We start from the raw sequence: 23,636 nt of genomic DNA on the forward strand, positions 1-23,636 counted from the left end.
GTGTCTTACTGCCCCGCTAAAGCCCGAAATAACCTCTTTTTTGGCTGTGTTACTTTAGGATAGTGACGCTGCTGTACAGCGATGATGGTGGTTCATGCCGACCAGGCGTCCTGCAATCATTGGATTTAAGCCTATTTCCACAATCTGTTTTCTCCCTCAAAAAACTCACAATCCCGCACAATGCAGTATCACCTTTTTTGCCTATTCGCGGGTAAAAGCAGGATAAGCCTGCCGCCTGCATTGAGGATGACAGATGCCAAGCATATTAATCAGCGTGGACAAGTTTGATGTATGGTCTATGCATGCCATTGAAACAATAGATATTATCGAAATTTTGCTGGCAAAAGGCTGGCGCGTAGACGTCATAAGTTCCGTTGCAGGTAAACGATTAGCCCAGGACATCAGTCGATTTAGGGCGACAGAAAGATTCACTCTTATCACTGATTCCCATGGCGATTTATCTGCACAATACGATGCGATCTGGATTTACCGTGGATATTTCAGCAATAAGTTGTTGAATGCTATTGCTGACGGACAGCTTGCCGGACCGATGATCTTTCGTCATTTCTGCGATTATAACGACCTGTATATCCCCTGGGGCGCACAACTGGAAAATGCGTTCGCTTCGCTTACATTGGGGTTATCAGCACGAACGAACACCATCTTACTACAGACAGGCATAACTCCTTCACAATTACAAACCCTGCCGTGGACCGTACCGGATAGCTTCAGCACATTTTCTGTGGTGCGTCATGCTGAAAGGCCCACCAGAGTACTGTATGTTGCTGAAGAGATGGTGTCAGAAATTTATGAAGTGCAACAACAGGCAGAGAAGGCGGGTATCGCGTTTGAGTGGTTTGACCTTTCTGATCCGTTGCAAAATATTCTTCCGGACTGGCTGGCAAACTATGATGTAGTTATTGGCAATCAGGACATCGTTCCGAAAGCGCTGGCGCTTGGCATTCCAGTTTTTTTAGTCAATGGAAGCTATGTGGAAGGTTATCTGAATGACGATAACCTTGATATACATGAAAATGACCATTTTTGCGGTGTGACGTTAAGATACTGCCCCGATGCAGAAGAGTGGATCACCCTTTTGCGAGAGGGTTTTCCGGCCGCCTCCGCCTGGAGTCGCGCGCAGCGGAAAATGGTGGCACAGCGGTGGAGCCTGAATCTTGCTCTTGAAAAAATCCTCCATGCACCTCTGCACACTAAATTACGTGAGCTTGATGAAAAGAAACGTTACGCTCTGAATTTCCATAGCAAAGCGATTCTGGCTCAACAAGCACCTCTATATTCCATGTCTCGCTGGCTCGACGATCGAAAGCTGACGCCAGCACGCCGTAATGCCTTACTTGCGATGATTAATGTTCACCCTACGGTGGGAAGTATCGGCGTTGTGATTCTGGACACCTCTGCAGAAGCATCAGAATGTGAAAAAACGTTGCGTTCTGTTCAGTCACAATCGCTGGCGCCTGCCAGTGTGGTGACACTGGCTCTGACTGCAGCGGATATTCAGCGGTTTAACGACCAACTGGCTACATCGACAGCCGATGCAATGGTGGTTATCCCTGCCGGGTTTATCCTACAGGATGATGCTTTATTGCGCTTTGCGGAGCACCAGATACGTTTTCCTGAGGCCTGTCTGTTGTACGGCGATGAAATGGTTCGCGGAAAAGATGATGAGCCAGATATGATCCTGCGTCCGGAGGTAAATATTGATTTGCTTCGGAGCACTCCTTACATTGGTCAGGTCTTGCTCTTTTCGCGTGAAATGGCCAGCCATGTTGGAGGTCTGGATGCACGTTATCTTCATGCGCCTTTCATAGATTTAGTGTGGCGTTTCGTTGAGCAAAGAGGTATCGCTGCGCTTGCGCATATTCCAGAAGTGCTGGTGGAAAATCCTTCGTTACCCTCGCGCTGGAGTGAGTCTACTGCGGTACAGAATGATTGCCAGAATAGCCTGCTTGCACATCTGCAACGATTAGGTATTGCCGCCACGCTTGAAACCGGTTTTACCGCCGCTATAAAGCGTGTCCGCTACCACTGGGACGTTACTCCGCTTATTTCAATTATTATCCCAACCCGGGATCGATTTGCATTGCTTAAACGCTGCATAGAAAGTTTGATGGAGAAAACCCGGTATACCCATTATGAACTGTTAGTGGTTGATAATGGCTCAGTGGATGACGATGCCTGTCGATTCCTCAACGATTTGGCCGCGCTGGAACTGGAGCAGGTCAGGATCCTTCGTTACGATGCGCCATTCAACTTTGCCGAGATCAATAATGCAGCCGCCCAACAGGCACGGGGGGACGTGCTGCTATTTTTAAACAACGATTGTGAAATTATCGACAATGACTGGCTCAATGCCATGCTTGAACATGCGCTGCGCCCGGAAATCGCGCTGGTTGGCGCACGCCTCGAATATCATGATGGTCGCATCCAGCATGGTGGGTACTTGACTGGTGTGCATAATGGCGTGGAGGCGGTTTTCGAAGGGCAGGCAAGCAACAGCGCGGTATTCCAGCATTACTTGCACACACCGCGTAATCTTACGGCGGTTAGCGCATCCTGCATGATGGTCAGGAAAGAGGTCTTCTTTTCGTTGAATGGTTTCACCCAGGAAACCTATCCACTTTACTTTGCCGATGTTGATTTTGGTCTTCGTGCGCAACAGCAGGGTTATCTCAACGTCTGGACACCCTATGCTCGCGTCAAGCATATGGGGGGCGCCACGCGGCTGTTAGGGCAAAAATACAATGTGCAGGAACGTCCGGAGCGGCATGATTATGCTGCGCTGCGTCGGGACTGGCAGCAACAGCTTTTGAGCGATCCTTCTTATCATCCGCGGATGCAAAAGGCCGGTAAACCTTTTACGCTTAGTGACAGCACCGCACGTTTTAATCCGCCTTTACCGGGCAGACCTTTACCGGTGATGCTGGCGCACCATGTGAACTGGCACGGTGGCGGGCATCATCGTGTTGTGCAACCCTTCAAAGCGATGGAAAGTCACAGCATGCTGGAAGGCGGGTTAATCAACAGTATTCCTGGATTTATGGAAGCGGCACAGCTGCAGCCAGATGTGATTTTACTTCAGCTGATAACCGGAAGTCGCTTCCCTGAGATCGTCAGTCAATTACGTGAGGTCACCCACGCCAGGATAGCATTGGAATATGACGACTATTTACTCAATGTGCCCCTTAAGAACGGTAACCGGCAAGATTTTCCACAGCACATGATTAAGAGTTTCCGTAAAGTGATGGAGAGCGCAGACTGGATCGTTGTATCCACCCCACCGCTGGCCGAGGCATATAGCCGCTTTCATCATGACATACGCGTTGCGCAAAACCGACTTGCACCCGATCAGTGGGGGCATTTGCTCAGTCAGCGAGGCAGTGGTAAAAAACCCCGTGTCGGTTGGGCTGGCGGCAGCACTCATGCTGGTGATTTACAAATACTCATACCGCTTATCAAAGCGCTTGAAGGCCAGGTTGAGTGGGTATTTATGGGAATGAAACCACAAAATGTACAGTGCGAATTTCATCCAGGCGTGCCGTTTGAAATGTACCCGGAAAAACTTGCCAGTCTTAATCTGGACTTAGCGCTGGTTCCACTTGAAATTAACCAGTTTAACGAATGTAAAAGTAATCTACGTTTGCTGGAAATAGGGACGTGTGGTGTGCCAATTATTGCGACAGATGTTGAGCCCTATCGTTGCGGATTACCCGTAACGCTTGTCGAGAACCGATTTAAAGACTGGATGAAGGCCATTCAGGCTCACCTTGCCGACGCCAGCTGGCGTAACGCGCAAGGTGATGCTTTGCGTGCCGCGGTCCACCAGAACTGGTATCTACGGGATGAGGGGCTTAATGACTGGCGTGATGCGTGGCTGAACGCGAGGAATTAAGAGAATGAAACCGGATACCAGGCAGGTATCCGGTTTTTTTTAGTTCGGCAACCAGCAGCGCGCATGCGCGATAAGATTTTCACCCTCAAGCATACCTGATTCACTGACTTGACCTTTCAATTGATCGCCCAGGCGATAATTTTCTTCCAGGTCGCTTAAATGCATTTCAATGGCTTCTCGCCAGCTTTTCAGACGGTTATCGACGCGAGTTGCCTGGAGACTATTTTGCAAGCTGATAAGGTTGCTGCAAATAACAGGTATACCACAGATGCCATATTCAAGTAATTGAACAGGGCTCATATTGCGGTTCAACAGGCTGTCTGACAACGGCATAAGCGCCAAATCCAAATTGAGAGACGCTAATTTGCGCGGATAATTCAACGGGGTAACTGCGGCATGGAATTCAGATACCCAGGGACGCAGTGAGGTGGGGCAGTATCCGTAAAATATCCATTCCACACGGTCATGTAACTGACTAACGAGTTTGTGAATAATATCAAGATCAACGTTATTTTCTGCGCTACCTGACCAGCCAATGCGCGGTTTTTTTCCTTTGCCACGCAGGCTTGTTAATCCCTTCCAAAGGGTTGGAGAAAGCCTGTCAGGCATGACCCGTATATCAGTATGGAATCCGGCACAACTTTCAGCCATAACTTCACTGCTTACCACCAACCGATCCACCTGAGCGATCGTAGCGCGTAACTCGTGCAAAATATTTTTAGGCAGGGTAGCGCGCGCCGTAGCACTGGCAGGCAGGGCGGGTAAAAAATCTTCCAGGTCAAAGACGGTGAAAGCAGCGGTGATCTTGCGTTGTCGCTGGAGCCATTCCTGTACAAAAGGAGAGATTTGATGCTGCAAAATAAGGGATGACGGCGCATACCGTGCTATTTCTGCATAATGACAAGCGCGAAAATTATTCTGACCATCAATAACGGTGGCCTCACGCATCAACGTTAAAGGCCAGGCAAGTCGTTTCAGGCTGGGTTGATGATGGCTGAGCGGGAAGGTCATAACCGTGGGTAACGGTTTCCAGTGCAGCGGCTGCCAGCTATTCTGGTCTTCAACAGCAAACTGAAAACCTGCACCGTCCAGCGAGAGATTCGGGTTGTAGGAAGGATCATTGGCGATAATAGGCAGCCACTTCTGATACATCACGTCTTGTTCACCAGCAAAACGCAGACGTTTTTTCTCCTGGGTTGTTTTGTCGACTTTTTTCTGACTGACACTGCCTTCATGCATCACAACGGCGTGAGGGGTCCAGACGGTTAAATAACCTGCTTCACGAACCTTCAGGCATAAATCGACATCGTTATAGGAAACCTTGAAATTCTCCTCATCCAGACCGCCAACCTGCTCGTAAACCGATTTTCTTATCAGAAGGCAGGCCGCAGTAACAACCATATAGTTCTGATCGATAAGTAAACGGTTCATATAACCCGCACGTGTATTTTCATAGTCAATAAAGGGATGATCTGCTGGGCCACGCAGCCCCATAACCACCCCTGCATGCTGAATGTTACCGTTTGGGTAAAGCAGTTTTGCACCAGTAATGCCAACCTCAGGACGCATACCATGATTAAGTAAATTATCGAGCCAAAGGTTTTGTATAATTGCGGTATCGTTATTCAGTAATACCAGGTAATCCCCACGAGCTTCCTTTGCCGCCATATTATTGATAGCAGAATAGTTAAATTGATGAGGATAACTCAATACCCGGATACGTTGTGGATCGATGGTGGCGATGCCAGCCAGCCATTGTTGGGCTTCGGGCGTTTCACTATTGTTATCGACAATCAAAATCTCGTAATTGGCATAACTTGTTTTTTCCAGCAGGCTGGTAATGCAAGGAATTAAAACAGCCAGCTGATCTTTGGTTGGAATAATAATTGATACCAGCGGCTTTTCCTGATGCTGATACTGCAATGCATAAATTCCATTTTGCGTAACGTCAATCTGGCCTTGCGGGTAACCACGATTGAATAAATGCTGGCGCAGAATGTTAATTTCCTCAGGCTGCGTCATAACATTCAGAGCGTTACCTAATACTAGCGGCTCGGGTAAATGCCCTGCGAACTGGACTCCTTTTTGTTCTATCAGCCTGACAATGTAATCGAACTGCCACGCATGCTGATACTGGGTATTAAATCCGCCTGATTGAAGCAAAGTATCAAGTCGAAATATCCAGTGGCGCGCCATTTCGGCTGGATAACTTAACAGCAGATCCAGGTTGAAGTCCGGGCGCAAGGCAGTTCCAACGATTTCATCATTAGACTGATAAAATTCATCACCATAAATAGCATCGCATCCTGACGCGTTTTCCAGCGCAAGGTCGAACATCAACATTCCACTTTCAAGAATAGTTTCACCTGCATCAAGAAACAGTACCCAGTCACCAGACAATGTTGTTAGTAAAGTATTAATAGTCTCTATTCGGCGATCGTAGGGGGTGAAAACAAGCGGGATATTCTCAATGGCAGGGAGTTCGACATCGCAGAGAATGACAGGACGTAACGTAATGCCAAAACCATGATACGCTGATATGCTGGCAATTGTTTTATGCGTTGCAGTGGTATCTGCGCCACGTTGCGTAATAAAAACGAGCAATGTTTGATGGGTATCACGTTGACGCTGAAAACTTTCGACCAAAGGGCGATGGAAGGCAGGCAATGTTCGGCCACTTAACCACTGGCTGATTTTATCCGACTGAAAACGTTGCTTTGAAATCTGCGTGGAGTTGAGCATGCCCTGCAAAATATTGTATTGCTCCAGTTGGTCAGGAGCGCTCATCGGGGCCACTTTTACCAGCACATTTTGCTCTTTATTACCTTTATACCAGCCCAGTTCGCGTATCACCTGCGGCATTCGTGTATAGGTTGTGTTTACCATCGCCTGGTAGCGGGGATTAGTTGCCAACTGGCTACTTTGATTTTCGGAAACACGAAACTCCGCTAACGTTTCAGAAATGAATGCCAGATTACCGTTGCGTAAAAGTTTGAGGTAAAGCGTCATATCAGCAAGGAATGGCATTTCTTCACCCTTCAACTTGAAGAGTTCGCCACCAAATGCAACCAGGTCATCGCGATAACAGAGAACGGTGCTGGGTTCGCCGATGAAGTTGATAAGGTAGTCGGCAAAAAAGGCAATGGTGTCGTCACCATTCAGGATGACATCACAGGCAAAAGGAAAGGCGGTGGCATTAATGTCGAACAACGGGTGGCCCTGTTCATCAATTCGTAATCGTCTGCATGAGGCAAGACGATTTCCAGGGGCTGATTCCAGGGCGTTCACCAGCTGGCTAATACAATTTTTATAAATAATATCATCATCATATAAAAACTTTACGTATTTGCCCTGCGTTTCACGCAGGCAACGTAAAACATTGTTCACCTCGCCGAGGCGCCTCTCATTTTTGAAATATTTGATGGTTGAATGCGGCTCAGCAGCCATGCGTTCACTGAGCAGTCGAATAGTGTCATCGCGGCTGTCATCGCAGATAATGATTTCACAGTTTGGCCAGCTTTGATCGAGGGCGCTGCTTAAGGCGGTTTCAAAAAATTCAGGGTTATAAGCAGGGATGATTATACTCACCAGGGCATGTTCGTTCATTATTAGTCCGTTTTAAGGTCCGCTAGGGATGATTGCCTGTTAATGTAAGAAATTTGCCATAGTGAAGGGGAGAATCAGTGGCGAAATATCCGCGTTTTTCACACTCTGTTTAGGGGATAGCGCTTAATTAGCACTGAAAATGCCAGTTGTTTTACCGATTAGCTCTCCGCCCGGCTCGCTATGATAAAGTATTCCTCATTATCAGCAGGCTTACCATGGGCAATAACATCTTCGTGACCAGTCCTTTACTTCCCCCTCTTGAGGAGTTTATGCCCTACCTGGAGAGAATCTGGGGGAATCGGATCCTGACCAACGGTGGGGAGTTTCATCAGGAACTGGAGGATGCGCTGGCCCGCTATCTGGGCGTTAAACATGTTTGCCTGTTTTCAAATGGGACGTTAGCGCTGCTGACCGCATTGCAGGCGCTGCGCGTTACCGGGGAAGTGATCACCACACCATATTCCTTTGTCGCAACGTCGCATACGCTATTGTGGAATGGGTTAACGCCGGTGTTTGCAGATATCGATCCGCGTACGTTTAATATTAATCCTGAGCGTATTGAAGAACTAATCACGCCACAGACAACGGCTATCATGCCGGTTCACTGTTATGGCATCCCTTGCGACGTGGAGAAGATCCAACAAATCGCTGATATTTATGGTTTAAAAGTGATTTATGATGCGGCGCATGCATTTGGTGTGCGTCAGAACGAGACAAGCATACTCAATCATGGCGATCTGTCGGTACTGAGTTTCCACGCGACAAAAGTATTTAATACTTTTGAAGGTGGCGCGATTATTTGCCACGACGAGCGTACCAAGCAACGGATTGATTATCTTAAAAATTTTGGATTTGCCGGTGAAACGCGAGTTGTCGCGCCGGGTATTAATGCCAAAATGAATGAGGTCGAAGCGGCATTCGGTCTGCTTCAGTTGCAATATATTGATGGTGCTCTGGCGGCACGTTCAGACATATCAGAACGTTATAACGAGGCGTTAAAAGATATTCCAGGCATCGCTTTCTTTGAAGCAAAGAATAGTTTTGAGTGGAATTACGCCTATTATCCTGTGCTGATTGAAAGTGACTATCCATTAAGTCGTGATGCCCTTTATGAGGCGTTAAAATCTGACCAGGTATATACGCGTCGATATTTTTATCCGCTTATCAGTTCATTTGCGATGTATCGCCATTTGCCCTCCGCCGCTCCAGATAAATTGCCGGTTGCCACAGTCCTTGCAGATAGGATCCTCTGCCTGCCAATTTATCCAGATTTGAGTATTGAAGATCAAGAACGGGTTATCGCGCTTATCAAGCATTATTCGCAAAACCCAGTGTCTATTGCTCTGTCCCCTCGGCAGGTAGCCTAAGGGGTTACCGTCTTGTTGCTATGACGCGAGTCAGCATGGCGACCAAATCATAGCCGTCCCAGTGCAGTGAAAAATCAAGGGTGCGACCCAGTGGGACAATGCGATCAACCCCCCGGTGTCCGGTGGCCAGCCAGTTATCCAGTGCTTCAGGCGAGACGCCAAACGTCGCCAGCGTTTGACAGCGGCTATGGCAAACCGGGTTAATCTCGTCAAGAGACTGCGCGACATACTCCATGAAAAAGCCACAGTTACCACGCCAGTCGAGGGTATTTTCCGTCAGGGTGGACAGTTCAACCCGCATGATGCGATGTTGCGCCCCGGAGACATTTTTCGCACCGTCAAACTGTGAACTGACTAAGTACAGTTGAGCCAGTTTATTGACTGCTGAGATGGGTTCAGATGTATAGCGGCTGGCGGCCAGCGCCTCAAAATGTTGCCAGAACAGTTTGCGTCCCTGTTCGACGTTCTGTCCCTGCCAGACGACCAGAGCCGGAGAGGTACAGGCGTTTTGATCGTTAAGCAGGGTATCGTTATAAAACGCCTGTGCCAGTTGCGCTTTTTCAGTATGTTCCAGATAACGGTCAGCATTGATAACCGCGATGGAATAGCGGTCGGCAAAAGCAATATCAAGCGCACGGGGAGAAAGCGGCGAGCGGCGCACCTGTGCAATGGTTTCATCGCCGCCCCAGATGATGCGCGTATCGCATAAGGCAGAAAGTGCATCATTAATGTGCTGCTGTCGATCGTAGCGCACAAGAATAATGCGCGGACGCATTATCGGATGTTTCTCCAGCGCGCTTTTCAACAGTCGTACTGCTATCGCCGTCTGTGGGTGATCGCGACCCGGTAAGCGTACAACGTTCGCATTACCGGTTAATAATCCGACCATCAGCGAATAAGCAAAATTTACCGCCACGTTGCCAGGCGCAATATGAATCGCCATGCCTCGTCCGTAACGATACGCGGTGGGGATGCTCTCAGTCTGCATACGGGTAATGGACGCGCTACGGCACCAGAATCCCAGACTAATCACATCCGGCCAGGCTTTCGCGTCGCTGTCACCCAGCGTCAGGCGTGAGAACGTATCAAGAAAAGCGATAACGTCCGGTGCGAAAGGCGGCAGTGCCTGTAGCGCAGACATACCACGCAAAAGAGCGTCGTCTCCCAGTACGAAATCAAGTCCGTTAAAATTGTGCTGCATAGGTATCACTACATCCCCGTAATTCGGCTTTTTTCAGCCGTCCCAGAATGCGGAAGTATTTGCCTTTTCGTCCGCAGGCGCAGTCATCTTCCCCGAGAATCACGCCCTCATCTTCGGTGAGCAATGAATGTCCGGGATAGGATTCTGGCAGCAGGGATAACACCTGAATAATGCCAGGCTGACCCTGTGGCGCGACGGAGAAGTCAACCGGATCGCGGATAATAACCTCCGAGAAAATCGACGTGTGCAGATGCCCGTGCTCGCACTGCATGTAAATGCAGCCGGTCTGCTCGACCATGCCGTAATAATCATGTACCGCAGGCAAGGCGCAAACGTCATGCAGCCGTTGTGCAAAAACCTCGGGCGTGACGGCTTCGTTTTGCAGCTTTTTCCAGCCTCCGCCGTGGATCAACAGCGCATTACTGAGATCAAGGGACTTGCCGCTTGCTTTTAGGGGCTGATAAAAATGCTGCCAGACCATAAAGGTGAAGCCGAAAAGCAGGATCCGCTTACCCTGGTGCTTGTGTAAAAAGGCTTCAATTGCCGGCAGGTTGAGCGCCATGTCCTCGTCCAGCGCCCAGGCACGGTCGCTACCAAAGAGCGAAAAACCCAAAATTCCCGCGCCACGGGCAGAAAATTGCAGACGATCTTTTAGCACCGCGGGTGAATCAATGATCAGCAGAGGTAAACGTCCGGCCCCAGTGAACTGGCTGACAATTTTAACCAGCGTTTTTTGCTGGTGCGTCGCAGTGGCTTTATCCAGATAAATGCGTGAAACCTGCTGCCCTGTGGTACCGGATGACGTCATGGTTTTCACAATATCGCTGTCCGGTACGCTTTTCAGCGTTAAGGTTTTGAACAGTGAAACCGGCAGAAATGGTAATTCGGTAACATGGTCGAGCTTCGCAGGGACAAATGACTGGGCGTCGAGCATACGGCGATAGGCTTCGCAATGGGTGTAATGATGCCCGGTGAGTTCACGCAGTCTGGTGAGTTGCAGGGCATGTTTTTCATCGCGGGCGAGTGAATAGGGGGCCTGCGCTAAAATCGCTTCAAACGGAAGGGACATGATCTTTCAGCCTGTGATAAAGCGTCTTGCCAGCAGCGTTTTTGGGTATCTCATTAAGTGTGATAACGCGAAACGCGGAATGATGGAGCTGGCTTTTCTGAGCAGCGTGCTGTTTCACCGCCACTTCAAAAGCGGCATCGGTAATAAAGATACACAGCAAGTCATCGCGCCCGTCGCAGGCGCAGGCCAGCCCTGAAAACGCGGATTTAAGCAGGGCTTCCATTTCGTCGAGGCCGACGCGGTTGCCAAAAATTTTCAAAAAGCGCTTTTTACGACCGACAATGGTGTAAAAACCCTCGGGGTCAACGCGGGCAATATCACCGGTATGAAGCGTCCCGTTAAAGGTATCGCCCAGCGCCAGATCGTCACCGCATTCCGCGTAGCCAAGCGCCACATTCTCACCGCGATACACCAGTTCACCGTCTGTATCAGGCTTGGTAATAATGCCGCCATGTTCATCAAGCAACAAAAACTCCCCGCCGGGGATAGGCTGACCGATAGTGCCGTTTTTGCGTTGTGCAAATTCCGGTGCGAGCCAGGCCATGCGCGATGTGGCTTCGGCCGCGCCGTACATCACCACAAAACGCTTACCGTGCTGTTCCGCAAAATCGGTAAATTCCTTCACCAGGGCGGGAGCCAGTTTTCCGCCAGCCTGGGTTAGCGTGCGCATTTCGGGAAGATCCATACGCATAAATCGCAGTTTTTTCAGCATTTCCCAGGTATAGGGTACACCGGCAAGTGAACTCGCCCGTTCATCGCGCACGAACTGCCAGAATTCACGCTGCATAACGCTGGCACCCGTCAGCAGCAAGGTAGCCCCTGCACTCAGGTGGCTATTGACGATCGATAAGCCATACACGTAATTAAGGGGCAGGCTGACCAGCCCGCGTTCGCGGGACGTTATAGCGAGACAGGACGCAATACGGGTTGCGTTGCTTTGCAGATTGCGTTGACTCAGGCGCACCAGCTTAGGACTGCCGGTGGAGCCAGAGGTGGTCATCAGCAGCGCCAGATCATCATGCAGTGTGAAAGGGGACAAGCCGGTCGCATGCAGCTGGTAAGTGCCGCCTTTGTCGTGCCACAAAAACGCGGGGCGGTAGGTGTCGATAAGTGACGTCATCAGCGTGTCGTCAAGATCGCTGTCCAGCATCAGCGCGACCGCATTTTGTTTCAGGCACGCCAGATACCCGATCACCGCGTCGCAATGGTTTTTGCAAAAAACAAAGACCAGCGCACGGTTCGGGATCGACTGCGCCAGTGTCTGCACGCGGTCTGTGAGCTTGCCCCAGCTAAGCGTCAGCCCACGGGCGTCCACCAGTGCAGGATGATCGGGCGAAACCGTTTCAGTGTGCCAGAACGCCATGATTTACAACGCACCCAGTATGCGTGTGGTCAGCTGCGCCGCGGTTAACCCGCTTTGCTCCAGCATCCAGCCATAATCGCCTGCATGGGGATAGCCCTGAGGAATACCGACGATCAACTGCTTTGGCCGATGCGCTTCGCCGGCGAGAAATTCTGCGACTGCACTGCCCAGCCCACCCGTCACGCTGTGTTCTTCTGCCGTGACCAGCAGTTTTTTATCAAGGTGTCGCGCGAGGGTCGCCTCATCGAGCGGCTTGATGGTATGCATGTCGATCACGGCGGCGTCTACACCCTGATCCGCCAGTTGCCCGGCGGCGGTCAGCGCTACATGTACCATACTACCGGTGGCGATAATGGCGATATCCCGGCCTTCACGCAGGGTGATCGCTTTGCCCGGGATCAGTTCAAAATCTTCTTTATAAACAATCGGTGCGCGCATCCCACCCGTCAGCCGCAGGTAAACCGGCCCCGCATGTTCAAAGGCTGCCTTGGTCATTTTCACCGTAGCTGTACAGTCGGCGGGAGAAAAAATAGTGATATTGGAAACCGCGCGCAGCATCGCCAGTTCTTCAATGCCGTGATGCGTCGCGCCGAACATGCCGGTTGCCAGCCCGGAGGCCAGACCCACCAGCTTCACATTTTCCTGCATATAGCCGAGATTCAGGCGTACCTGTTCGGCAGCCCGCAGGGTCAGGAAGTTGGGGAACGAGGTGACAAAAGGGACAAAGCCGCTGGCGGCAAGACCTGCGGCAACACCGACCATGTTCTGCTCGGCGATCCCGGCGTTAAAGAAACGCGCAGGCAAGGTGGTGCTAAAGCGGTCGAGACCGGAGGATTTACACAGATCGCCGGAAAGTGCCACGATGCTTTCGTGCTCGTGCGCCATTTCCAGCAGCGTCATGCCGAAGGTGCCGCGTGAGCCGAGCATGGACCAGGAACGAATCGTTGCGGGTTTAAACTCAGGCATACGGCCCCCCGTTAAGTTCATTCAGCGCATCGCTGAGCTGTTGCGCAGAGAGGCGATTGCGGTGGAATTCTTTATTGTTTTCCATAAAGGAGACGCCTTTACCTTTGACGGTATCGGCGATGATAACTTTCGGTTTACCGTGATGCGGTGCAGCGAAAGCGTTCATTAATGCCTCCTGATTGTGTCCATCACAGACAAGGGTTTCCCAGTGACAGGCACGCCAGAGCGCTTCAAGATCCATACGCATCACGTCATCGGTGTGGCCATCAGATTGCAAACCGTTGCGATCGACAATCAGCGTCAGATTATCCACCTTGTGGTGCGCCGCCATAAAGGCGCATTCCCAGATCGCACCTTCATTGCATTCGCCATCGCCTACCAGCGCATAGGTCTGCCAGGCCTCGCCCCTGAGGCGGCGTCCCAGCGCCAGTCCGGTAGCAAAGGAAAGCCCCTGAGCCAGACTGCCGCCAGAAAAATCAATACCGTATTCCGGGTGTTTAGTGGGATGCACTTGCAGAACAGAGCCGTTCAGCTCGAAAGTATCAAGCTGTTCAGGGGTCATGATGCCAAACTCGCACAGCGCGGCGTACAGCCCCAGTGCCGCATGTCCTTTACTGAGGATAAAGACATCACGTTGTACGTCAGTAATCGCTTTTGCGTCATAACGCATCACCGAACCGTACAGAACGCTGAGAATATCCACCATCGACAGGGCGGGCGAGACATGAACGCCATCGCTCGGGGCGTGATGGGCAACGCTTAAAATGCGGCGACGGATGCGCAGCGCCGCGCTTTCTGTTTCTGCGCGTGTTTTTGTCATTTTAAACCACCATCAACCCGGATAGTCTGGCCGGTGATGTAGCCTGAGAGATCGCTTGCCAGAAACAGTGCCGCTTCGGCGATTTCCGCGGGCGTGCCTGCCCGGCGCAGATCGGCGTTGTTTTTAGCCTCTTGCACAACGTGATCTGGCATGGTCAGCAGCATATCGGTATCGGTAATGCCCGGTGCGATGCAATTGGCACGAATACCTTTTTCACCCAGTTCTGCGGCGATGGATTTTGTCATCGCGATCAGCGCCGCTTTCGATGCGCCGTAAGCGGATTTGCCCGGGTTACCGTCTTCACCTGCGGTTGAGGCAATATTAATAATGCTGCCACGCTGGTTGCGAACCATCAGTTTTGCGATGTACTGGCTAAACAGATAAACCGCGAAAAAATTCACCTCAAACTGAGCACGCAACTGCGCTTCACTGGTCATCTGGAACAGACTGTTTAAGGTGATCCCCGCATTGTTGACCACCGCGTCCAGCGGGCGCTTGTCAGACATGATTTTTTTGATTGCCAGCTTCATGGCATCGTAATCTGTCATATCAAAACCGATAGGCCAGATCGCCACCTGATGGCGGTCAGCAATGGCGGCCATCTGTTCGATAAAGGCGTTATCAGCTTCACGCGCATGGGCGTAAATGTTCGCGCCATTGGCTGCGAAGACCTCGACCATCGCGAGGCCCATACCGCGTCGGCAGCCGGTAATTAAAACGGTTTTACCTTGCATCAACATATCTGTTTACCTCAACCCATGCCGCCATCAACGCGAATAATCTGTCCGGTGGTATAACTGGACGCATCGGACGCCAACCACAGCAACGTATTCGCCACTTCTTCAGGCAAGCCAGGACGACCTAACTCACACCGCGCCATCTGACGCGCCATTACATCTTCTGAAAGTGCAGCCGTCATTGCGGTGCTGATAACACCCGGCGCGACGGCATTGACGCGCACGCCCTGTGGCCCCAGTTCTGCGGACAGGGTTTTGGTGGCCGCAAGCCACGCAGCTTTCGCGCTGGCATACGCCAGCTGCCCCGGATTACCATCAAGGGCAGAAATACTGGAAATATTGATGATGCTGCCTTTTTTCTGCCGTAGCATAATGCGGGCAATATATTGCGTGAAGGCTATTTGCGAGAAGAAATTGATGGTGAACGTTTTTTGCAGTTGATCGAGAGTGACCATCTGAAAATTGGCGTCGAAATTAGCGCCAGCAATATTGACCAGAATATCAACCGGCTTTTTGGTTTTCTGAATAGTCATCGCCGCCTGTTTTATGGCGTCGTTATCCTGCAAATCGAAATATACCGGAATGATTTCCGCGTGATATTTCTCGCTAAGTTCAGCGATAAAATCGGTAAAAGCCGGATCGGGTGTCTGGCAGCAGGCAAATACGGTCGCACCGGCGCGGGCAAACGTTTCAAGCGTTGCCTTGCCGATCCCCTGTAAACACCCTGTGATAACCGCCGTTTTTGCGTGCAGCATCATCACTCAATCCTGAAGTTCAACGTCATATTTTTTCAGGATTTCTTTACCCTTTTCCCAGGACGCGAATTCGATGATGTCATCAGTGTCCATCATGATATCGAACGCATCTTCCAGCGAGGCGATCATCGTCATATGACCCACCGAATCCCAGGATGGCGTATCCTGATATTTGTAGCCAGGTAAAATATCTTCTGAAACTTCGAAAGTTTCGGTGAAGACGCGGTTGTAAGTTTCCAGATTGGACATCATTTTTCTCCAGAGTAGCGTGGAAATTTAAGTCATTTTCAAATCCATTCAGCGACGCGCATGCAGGCAAAATGGAACGTTATTTGGTGCGTGAATAACCGCGGCTTACTTAAATACTTTTTTGTCCATGTTTGGGCGGATTGCCCGCGCCGGATTACCCATCACGATCATGGCGGGGGCGATGTCATTGAACACGGCTGCGCCCATGCTGATGATGGCGTCATCACCAATAGTGGTGGATTCGCGGATAACCGCGTTCATGCCAATAAAAACGCGTTCACCGATCAGGCAGTTGCCTGCCAGATTGGCATAAGACGAGATGACACAGTTATGGCCAATCTGGCAGTCATGTCCCAGGCTGGCATTGGGCTGTAGGTGAACGTTGTGGCCAAGCACAGTGTCACAGGAGATAAATACGCCGCTGCAAATCACGCAGCCTTCGCCCGGGGGACTGGTCGGGCTTAACTGGGCATCAGGATGTACAAGCGTGGCCAGCGTAAGGCCGTGCTCTCTCACTTTCTGCGCGAGTGTGCGGCGCAGCGAAGGTTCACCGACGGCGATCACAATTTCATACTGGTCAGGCGTGAGGGCATTCAGGGAGACAACCGGGAAGCCTTTCAGCTTCCGATCTGGGTGAATATCATCAATAAAACACAGATCATCCCAGCGCGATCCCGAGGCGTTTATCTGTTGTGCAAGTTCCAGCACTTCTCTACCGAGCCCGCCTGCGCCATAGATTGCCAGTTTCATCTTGTCCTCAACTTCAGCACGCCATTTCTGCACAGCGGTGTAAAATAAATTGATGTTAATAACCTAATGTAAATCAGCAGACAGGCGGGTCAGGGGGCGAATAAACGTCATTTTTTGGTGTTAATTACCCGATAGAAAAAAGGGAACATTTCCCCGCAAAAAAATGTGACGCGGTTAAAACCAGAGGCCTGCAAATTAAAAAGCAGGTGGCAAAATAGCCTGGTTTTCAGATGAACATCAGGGTATGTTTTGAATGGCGCGAAAATAAACACCTTAAATATTAACATTATCTGCTCCTGACAGGCATCTTCGGGTAGTGCATCTCATTTATTACCTCAAATAGCCGCCCATTTCACCCACTATTCATCCGATTAAAACCCCTCCAGAATCGGATAATCATGCCGATAACTCATTAACGCAGGGCTGTTTATCGTGAATTCAATGTATACCGCTGAAGGTGTAATGGATAAACACTCGCTGTGGCAGCGTTATGTACCACTTGTGCGTCATGAAGCATTGCGCCTGCAGGTGCGTCTGCCGGCGAGTGTGGAACTGGACGATCTGCTACAAGCGGGCGGCATCGGTTTACTGAATGCAGTTGACCGGTACGACGCTCTGCAAGGAACGGCATTTACCACTTACGCAGTGCAGCGTATTCGTGGGGCGATGCTGGATGAACTGCGCAGCCGTGATTGGGTGCCGCGCAGCGTCCGGCGTAATGCCCGCGAAGTGGCACAGGCGATGGGACAGCTGGAGCAGGAACTGGGACGCAACGCGACGGAAACCGAGGTCGCGCAGCGGCTGAGTATTCCTGTCGAAGAATATCGTCAGATGTTGCTCGATACCAATAACAGCCAGCTCTTCTCTTATGACGAGTGGCGGGAAGAGCATGGCGATAGCATCGAGCTGGTGACTGACGATCACCAGCAGGAGAACCCGTTACACCAGTTGCTGGAGAGCAATTTGCGCCATCGCGTGATGGAGGCTATCGAAGCCTTGCCGGAACGTGAGCAACTGGTCCTGACGCTGTACTACCAGGAAGAGCTTAATCTCAAAGAGATTGGCGCGGTGCTGGAAGTCGGCGAGTCGCGGGTGAGCCAGCTCCATAGCCAGGCCATTAAGCGCTTACGTACCAAGCTGGGTAAGTTATAGGCACGTGTTTATCGCCTGAAGAATGCCGCACAACGTATTGACAACCAGGAGTTATCATGACGGTGCAGCACGCTAAAAGACGGCCCTTAAGCCGCTACCTGAAAGACTTTAAACACAGCCAGACGCATTGTGCGCATTGCCACAAACTGCTCGATCGCATCACGCTGGTGCGTCGCGGTGAGATCGTTAACAAGATCGCGATTTCGCGCCTCGACACCCTGCTGGACGAAGCCGCCTGGCAACAGGAACAGCAAGAGTGGGTCGCGCTATGTCGTTTTTGCGGCGATTTGCACTGCAAAGAGCAGAGCGATTTCTTCGATATTATCGGTTTTAAACAGTATCTGTTTGAGCAAACCGAAATGAGCCACGGCACGGTGCGTGAGTATGTTGTCCGCCTGCGCCGTCTTGGCAACCATCTTACGGAAAATAATGTTTCTCACGATCAGCTGGCTGATGGCTTCCTTGATGAAGTCCTGGAACCCTGGCTGCCGTTGACCAGCACCAATAACTACCGGATTGCGCTGCGCAAGTACGCCCAGTTCAGGTCACAATCCCACTTTATCGCCGCGCAGAAAATCGCGCCTCAGGCAACTTCTGATATATATTAAAAATGAATAACATGTAGCGTAGTGGTGTTTGACCAACAGGCCATACACCATGCACTATCGTGAAAATTTTCTTATTCGGGGTGACTATGAAACTTGTTCAGTTAGGTCGTCAGGCGCTGATGGGCGTTATGGCTGTTGCGCTGGTAGCAGGTATGAGCGCGACGACGTTCGCGGCAGATAATGTGCTTAATAAAGTTAAAGAACGCGGAACCTTACTGGTTGGGCTGGAAGGCACTTATCCGCCCTTCAGCTTCCAGGGAGATGACGGCAAACTGACTGGCTTCGAAGTGGAGTTTGCGCAGGAGCTGGCAAAACATCTTGGCGTGAAAGCCGATCTTAAGCCTACCAAGTGGGACGGCATGCTGGCGTCGCTGGACTCCAAACGCATTGATGTGGTGATTAACCAGGTCACAATCTCCGATGAGCGTAAGAAAAAATATGATTTCTCCACGCCGTACACCATCTCCGGTATCCAGGCGCTGGTGAAAAAAGGTAACGAAAGCGGCATCAAAACCGCAGCCGATCTGAAAGGCAAAAAAGTCGGCGTGGGCCTCGGCACCAACTATGAAGAGTGGCTGCGCCAGAATGTACAGGGCGTGGACATTCGTACCTATGACGATGACCCGACCAAATATCAGGATCTGCGCGTAGGCCGTATCGACGCCATTCTGGTGGATCGCCTGGCGGCGCTGGATCTGGTGAAGAAAACCAAAGACACGCTGGCGGTAGCAGGCGATGCGTTCTCCCGTCAGGAAGCGGGCGTGGCCGTGCGTAAAGGCGATGACGATCTGCTGAAAGCTATCGATGCCGCCATTGCGGATATGCAGAAAGACGGCACCCTGAAGGCGCTGTCTGAGAAGTGGTTTGGCGCTGACGTGACGAAATAATCATCGGCAGTTAACGAAAAAGGCGCTGATTAGAGCGCCTTTTTTATTTATTGCGCCGTACCGTGCATAATCAGTGAATGATTCGTTACACAGCACCGGAGATTTCATGTCCCTGCATAATTTAACCCGTTTTCCCCGCCTCGAATTTATCGGCGCGCCCACGCCGCTGGAGTACCTGCCGCGTTTTTCCGATTATCTGGGCCGCGAGATCTTCATCAAGCGCGATGATGTGACGCCGATTGCCATGGGCGGCAACAAGCTGCGTAAGCTGGAGTTCCTCGCCGCCGATGCGCTGCGCGAAGGGGCCGATACGCTGGTGACCGCAGGCGCCATCCAGTCCAACCACGTACGTCAGACGGCGGCGGTGGCGGCGAAGCTGGGGCTGAACTGCGTGGCGCTGCTGGAAAATCCCATCGGCACCCGCGCCGAAAACTACCTCACTAATGGCAACCGCCTGCTGCTGGATCTGTTCAGCGCGCAAATAGAGATGTGCGACGCGCTGACCGATCCGGTTCGCCAGCTGGATGAACTGGCGACGCGCGTTGAAGCCCAGGGTTTTCGTCCGTATGTGATCCCGGTGGGCGGATCCAACGCGCTGGGGGCGCTTGGCTATGTGGAAAGCGCGCTGGAAATCACCCGCCAGTGCGAAGATACGGTGGACATATCCTCGGTGGTGGTGGCCTCCGGCAGCGCCGGGACGCATGCCGGACTGGCGGTGGGCCTCGGGCAGTTAATGCCGCAGGCGGAGCTGATTGGCGTCACGGTATCGCGCAGCGTGGCGGATCAGCAGCCGAAAGTGGCCACGCTGGTTAAGGAGCTGGATACCCTGCTGGACGTACAGACCCGCGCGGACATTGTGTTGTGGGACGACTATTTTGCGCCATCCTACGGCACGCCGAATCCGGAAGGGCTGGAAGCGGTTAAACTGCTGGCGCGTCTGGAAGGCATTTTGCTCGATCCGGTGTACACCGGCAAAGCCATGGCGGGCTTGATTGACGGTATCAGTCAGAATCGCTTTAAGGATCAGGGACCGGTTCTGTTTATACACACAGGTGGCGCACCGGCGCTTTTCGCCTACCACCCCCATGTCTGATTTGCGAACAGAAGAACGATAATGCAAGAAAGTATACAACTGGTGATCGACTCCGCGCCCTTCCTGCTTCGCGGGGCGGTATTTACGCTACAGCTCAGTATCGGCGGCATGTTTTTTGGCCTGCTGCTGGGCTTTATTCTGGCGCTGATGCGCATGTCGCCGCTGCTGCCGATCCGCTGGCTGGCGCGCTTTTATATCTCTGTCTTCCGCGGCACGCCGCTGATCGCGCAGCTGTTTATGATTTACTACGGGCTACCGCAGTTCGGGATCGAACTGGATCCGCTTCCGGCGGCGATGATTGGCCTGTCGCTCAACACCGCGGCCTATACTTCAGAAACGCTGCGCGCGGCCATCTCTTCCATCGACAAAGGCCAGTGGGAAGCGGCGGCCAGTATCGGTATGACGCCGTGGCAGACGCTGCGCCGGGCGATTTTGCCGCAGGCGGCGCGGGTGGCGCTACCGCCGCTCAGCAACAGTTTTATCAGTCTGGTGAAAGACACCTCGCTGGCGGCCACCATTCAGGTGCCGGAGCTGTTCCGTCAGGCTCAGCTGATCACCTCCCGCACGCTGGAAGTGTTCACCATGTATCTGGCCGCGTCCCTGATTTACTGGGTGATGGCGACGGTGCTGTCGGCGCTGCAAAACTATTTTGAAAATCAGCTGAACCGCCAGGAGCGTGATCCAAAATGAGTGCAATTGAAGTAAAAGACCTGGTGAAGAAGTTTCACGGTCAGACGGTGCTGCACGGTATTAACCTCGAAGTGGAAGAGGGCGAAGTGGTGGCGATTATCGGGCCAAGCGGATCCGGTAAAACCACGCTGCTGCGCAGCATCAATCTGCTGGAACAGCCGGAAAGCGGCACCATTCGGGTAGGTAAGATTGCCATCGATGCCGGACGGTCGCTCAGCTCGCAAAAAGCGGCTATCCGTGAACTGCGTCAGCGCGTGGGCTTTGTCTTTCAGAGTTTTAATCTGTTCCCGCACCGCACGGTGCTGGAGAACATTATTGAGGGGCCGGTCATCGTCAAAGGCGAAGCAAAAACCGAGGCGGCCACCCGCGCCAGGGAACTGCTGGCGAAAGTGGGACTGAGCGGCAAGGAAACCAGCTATCCGAAGCGTTTATCCGGCGGGCAGCAACAGCGCGTGGCCATTGCCCGTGCGCTGGCAATGCGTCCGGATGTCATTCTTTTTGATGAGCCGACCTCCGCGCTCGATCCGGAACTGGTGGGCGAGGTGCTGAGCACCATTCGTCAACTGGCGCAGGAAAAGCGCACCATGGTGATCGTTACCCATGAGATGAGCTTCGCCCGCGATGTCGCCGATCGTGCCATATTTATGGATCAGGGGCGCATTGTCGAACAGGGCCCGGCAAAAGATCTGTTTGCTAAGCCGCAACAGCCGCGCACCCAACAGTTCCTCGAAAAATTCCTCATGCAATAACAAAGGCGGATCGCCTCAGGCGATCCTGCTTTAATTTATCTTAAGTTAAGTTTTTTATCCGGCAACTTCATTATTTCCTTTCGGTCTGAATTATTCTAAATATTTCTAAAGCGGTATTTGAAATGCCGCTATTAATGCTGACTAGTACAATGAATCGACAATAAGATGCGGGTTATTCCATACCAGGTCGTTATTTTGTATTTATAAATAAGTTTTATGTGTTAGTTTTATACATTCATAATAATGATGATAACAAGCAGGGGTTTTACCGGTATATATGCAGGAGACAGACTTTTTCACCTGGCGACGGGAGTTGCTGCATCTTTTTCAGGGGATGACATCAGCGGCAGAGGTTTATAACGAGCTACAGCGTCAGACGCAGCAGCTGGAATTTGATTATTTCTCACTTTGTGTGCGGCATCCTGTGCCTTTCACGCGGCCCAAATTATCCCTGGAGACCACTTACCCTCACGCATGGACCTCGCATTATCAGGCGGAAAACTATTTCGCCATCGATCCGGTGCTGAGGCCTGAGAATTTTATTCAGGGACACCTGCCGTGGAGCGATCGCTTATTTAGCGAAGCCCAGCCTTTATGGGATGGCGCGCGCGATCATGGTCTGCGTAAAGGCGTCACCCAGTGCCTGATGCTGCCCAACCGGGCGATGGGCTTTCTTTCTGTATCCCGCACCGATGTACGCGGTAAAACGCGCTCTGACGATGAGATAGAGTTACGCCTGCAATTTCTGGTGCAGATGAGCCTGCTGACGCTGAGCAAGCTGAATGATGATACGGTGGCCGCGCCGGAGATGAAATTCAGCAAACGCGAGCGCGAGATCCTGAAGTGGACAGCGGAAGGGAAGACCTCGGCGGAGATTGCGATGATCCTGTCCATCTCGGAGAATACGGTGAACTTCCACCAGAAAAATATGCAGAAAAAATTCAATGCGCCTAATAAAACGCAGATAGCCTGCTATGCGGCGGCGACAGGGTTTATCTGAAAGACGATACGTTTCGCGTGTCGAACGTTACACCGGCTGACAGGGCAACACACTGTCAGCCGGTTTTTTATTACTGACGGTAAGCCTGTTTAATCTGCTTAACAGTGGCAGCAAAGACGTCAGCCTGCGCCGTATCTTCCATCTGGGCAATCTGCTTTTCCAGCTTCAGGATCACCCGGCCTGCGTCTGCCTGGCCCATCGCCTGTAACATCAGGGTTACCAGCGCTTTCATGCAGGAGACTTCCTGAGCCAGTTCAGGGCCATTTTCGGCAGTAGTGAAATCGGGTGTGTTCATGTAACGTCCTCGGTATGTAACAGCGCCTGAATGCGCCAGTGAATGTGAAGGCGGCGGAGTATACCACAAGGCCGGCAAAAAATAGCAGTGCTTGTTTTTTGATCGTTATTGATGCCGTTTAACAAATTAATCCCATAAATGATAACCAGTATAATTATCTGTTACACAATATATGTTTATAGCCGGTATCCCGCTGGTTAAATATTGTTAAATGACAGTCATTAATTACCGCTTCGTTTATCCGGTGATATTTAAATCTTTGAATAAACGCTGCTTAAATCGGCCACTTTAGACGTCATTTAGCACTTTTTCTTTCCGGAAATTGTACAGTCCTGTTTCCACCTGCCTGACCGAAAACGTACCCTGCGC

Annotated in this window: 21 protein-coding genes; 9 read left to right on the forward strand and 12 right to left on the reverse strand. The window is 51.4% G+C overall.

What is annotated here, in order from left to right; translation table 11 throughout:
• Nucleotides 1–253 precede the first annotated feature (253 nt).
• Nucleotides 254–3,910 (forward strand): glycosyltransferase, encoded by a 3,657-nt coding sequence (locus tag ACQUTD_RS04110; RefSeq protein WP_473273817.1) that lies wholly within the window; start codon nt 254–256, stop codon nt 3,908–3,910.
• A gap of 39 nt (nt 3,911–3,949) precedes the next feature.
• On the opposite strand, the gene ACQUTD_RS04115 is transcribed toward ACQUTD_RS04110, so the two are convergent.
• Nucleotides 3,950–7,516 (reverse strand): glycosyltransferase, encoded by a 3,567-nt coding sequence (locus ACQUTD_RS04115; protein WP_473273819.1) that lies wholly within the window; start codon nt 7,514–7,516, stop codon nt 3,950–3,952.
• A 215-nt stretch (nt 7,517–7,731) separates the two neighbouring features.
• Between ACQUTD_RS04115 and ACQUTD_RS04120 the strand changes: the two genes are divergently transcribed.
• Nucleotides 7,732–8,883 carry an aminotransferase class I/II-fold pyridoxal phosphate-dependent enzyme gene (locus ACQUTD_RS04120; protein WP_473273820.1) on the forward strand — a complete coding sequence of 384 codons (1,152 nt, stop codon included), beginning with the start codon at nt 7,732–7,734 and terminating at the stop codon, nt 8,881–8,883.
• A 4-nt stretch (nt 8,884–8,887) separates the two neighbouring features.
• Here ACQUTD_RS04120 and ACQUTD_RS04125 read toward each other — a convergent pair whose 3' ends face one another.
• The 9 genes from ACQUTD_RS04125 to ACQUTD_RS04165 form a co-directional block, all read right to left on the reverse strand.
• The gene (locus tag ACQUTD_RS04125; RefSeq protein WP_473273821.1) at nt 8,888–10,084 is read right to left on the reverse strand and encodes an acyl-CoA reductase; all 1,197 of its coding nucleotides are present in this window, start codon (nt 10,082–10,084) and stop codon (nt 8,888–8,890) included.
• On the reverse strand, nt 10,068–11,153 hold the full coding sequence (locus ACQUTD_RS04130; RefSeq protein WP_473273822.1) for a LuxE/PaaK family acyltransferase: 1,086 nt from the start codon (nt 11,151–11,153) through the stop codon (nt 10,068–10,070). Before ACQUTD_RS04130 ends, ACQUTD_RS04125 begins: the two co-directional genes overlap by 17 nt.
• Nucleotides 11,137–12,516 carry an AMP-binding protein gene (locus tag ACQUTD_RS04135; protein ID WP_473273823.1) on the reverse strand — a complete coding sequence of 460 codons (1,380 nt, stop codon included), beginning with the start codon at nt 12,514–12,516 and terminating at the stop codon, nt 11,137–11,139. Before ACQUTD_RS04135 ends, ACQUTD_RS04130 begins: the two co-directional genes overlap by 17 nt.
• A 3-nt stretch (nt 12,517–12,519) precedes the next feature.
• Nucleotides 12,520–13,482: a transketolase C-terminal domain-containing protein gene (locus ACQUTD_RS04140; RefSeq protein WP_473273825.1), complete on the reverse strand. Its 963-nt coding sequence runs from the start codon at nt 13,480–13,482 to the stop codon at nt 12,520–12,522.
• Nucleotides 13,475–14,302, reverse strand: a complete 828-nt coding sequence (locus ACQUTD_RS04145; RefSeq protein WP_473273827.1) for a 1-deoxy-D-xylulose-5-phosphate synthase N-terminal domain-containing protein — start codon at nt 14,300–14,302, stop codon at nt 13,475–13,477. The genes ACQUTD_RS04140 and ACQUTD_RS04145 overlap by 8 nt, the downstream gene beginning before the upstream one ends.
• Nucleotides 14,299–15,042, reverse strand: coding sequence for an SDR family oxidoreductase (locus ACQUTD_RS04150; protein ID WP_473273829.1), 744 nt, complete (start codon nt 15,040–15,042; stop codon nt 14,299–14,301). Before ACQUTD_RS04150 ends, ACQUTD_RS04145 begins: the two co-directional genes overlap by 4 nt.
• 11 nt (nt 15,043–15,053) lie before the next feature.
• Nucleotides 15,054–15,797: an SDR family oxidoreductase gene (locus tag ACQUTD_RS04155; RefSeq protein ID WP_473273831.1), complete on the reverse strand. Its 744-nt coding sequence runs from the start codon at nt 15,795–15,797 to the stop codon at nt 15,054–15,056.
• A gap of 3 nt (nt 15,798–15,800) precedes the next feature.
• The gene (locus ACQUTD_RS04160; protein ID WP_473273949.1) at nt 15,801–16,043 is read right to left on the reverse strand and encodes an acyl carrier protein; all 243 of its coding nucleotides are present in this window, start codon (nt 16,041–16,043) and stop codon (nt 15,801–15,803) included.
• A 105-nt stretch (nt 16,044–16,148) separates the two neighbouring features.
• A complete protein-coding gene (locus tag ACQUTD_RS04165; RefSeq protein WP_473273832.1) occupies nt 16,149–16,793 on the reverse strand; it encodes a NeuD/PglB/VioB family sugar acetyltransferase in 645 nt (214 codons plus the stop codon).
• Nucleotides 16,794–17,225: 432 nt separating this feature from the next.
• Between ACQUTD_RS04165 and ACQUTD_RS04170 the strand changes: the two genes are divergently transcribed.
• The 7 genes from ACQUTD_RS04170 (at nt 17,226) to sdiA (ending at nt 22,972) form a co-directional block, all read left to right on the forward strand.
• Nucleotides 17,226–17,945 carry an RNA polymerase sigma factor FliA gene (locus tag ACQUTD_RS04170; RefSeq protein WP_072568903.1) on the forward strand — a complete coding sequence of 240 codons (720 nt, stop codon included), beginning with the start codon at nt 17,226–17,228 and terminating at the stop codon, nt 17,943–17,945.
• Between the two features lie 56 nt (nt 17,946–18,001).
• Nucleotides 18,002–18,553, forward strand: a complete 552-nt coding sequence (gene fliZ / locus ACQUTD_RS04175; RefSeq protein WP_318377573.1) for a flagella biosynthesis regulatory protein FliZ — start codon at nt 18,002–18,004, stop codon at nt 18,551–18,553.
• An 86-nt stretch (nt 18,554–18,639) separates the two neighbouring features.
• Nucleotides 18,640–19,440: a cystine ABC transporter substrate-binding protein gene (gene tcyJ, locus ACQUTD_RS04180; RefSeq protein WP_072569473.1), complete on the forward strand. Its 801-nt coding sequence runs from the start codon at nt 18,640–18,642 to the stop codon at nt 19,438–19,440.
• A gap of 106 nt (nt 19,441–19,546) precedes the next feature.
• Nucleotides 19,547–20,533 (forward strand): D-cysteine desulfhydrase, encoded by a 987-nt coding sequence (dcyD, locus tag ACQUTD_RS04185; RefSeq protein WP_072568901.1) that lies wholly within the window; start codon nt 19,547–19,549, stop codon nt 20,531–20,533.
• Nucleotides 20,534–20,554: 21 nt separating this feature from the next.
• The gene (tcyL, locus tag ACQUTD_RS04190) at nt 20,555–21,223 is read left to right on the forward strand and encodes a cystine ABC transporter permease (protein WP_072568900.1); all 669 of its coding nucleotides are present in this window, start codon (nt 20,555–20,557) and stop codon (nt 21,221–21,223) included.
• Nucleotides 21,220–21,972 carry an L-cystine ABC transporter ATP-binding protein TcyN gene (tcyN, locus tag ACQUTD_RS04195; RefSeq protein WP_473273833.1) on the forward strand — a complete coding sequence of 251 codons (753 nt, stop codon included), beginning with the start codon at nt 21,220–21,222 and terminating at the stop codon, nt 21,970–21,972. Before tcyL ends, tcyN begins: the two co-directional genes overlap by 4 nt.
• A 277-nt stretch (nt 21,973–22,249) precedes the next feature.
• Nucleotides 22,250–22,972 carry a quorum-sensing transcriptional regulator SdiA gene (gene sdiA / locus ACQUTD_RS04200; protein ID WP_318364683.1) on the forward strand — a complete coding sequence of 241 codons (723 nt, stop codon included), beginning with the start codon at nt 22,250–22,252 and terminating at the stop codon, nt 22,970–22,972.
• Nucleotides 22,973–23,042: 70 nt separating this feature from the next.
• Here the strand turns inward: sdiA and ACQUTD_RS04205 are convergent, their stop codons facing one another.
• Nucleotides 23,043–23,267, reverse strand: coding sequence for a DUF2594 family protein (locus ACQUTD_RS04205; protein ID WP_072568897.1), 225 nt, complete (start codon nt 23,265–23,267; stop codon nt 23,043–23,045).
• Complete coding sequence (locus ACQUTD_RS04210) at nt 23,227–23,334, reverse strand: hypothetical protein (RefSeq protein WP_442778367.1); 108 nt, start codon at nt 23,332–23,334, stop codon at nt 23,227–23,229. The genes ACQUTD_RS04205 and ACQUTD_RS04210 overlap by 41 nt, the downstream gene beginning before the upstream one ends.
• Nucleotides 23,335–23,636 lie beyond the last annotated feature (302 nt).

The sequence above is a fragment of the Enterobacter sp. K510 genome (genome assembly GCF_055804875.1).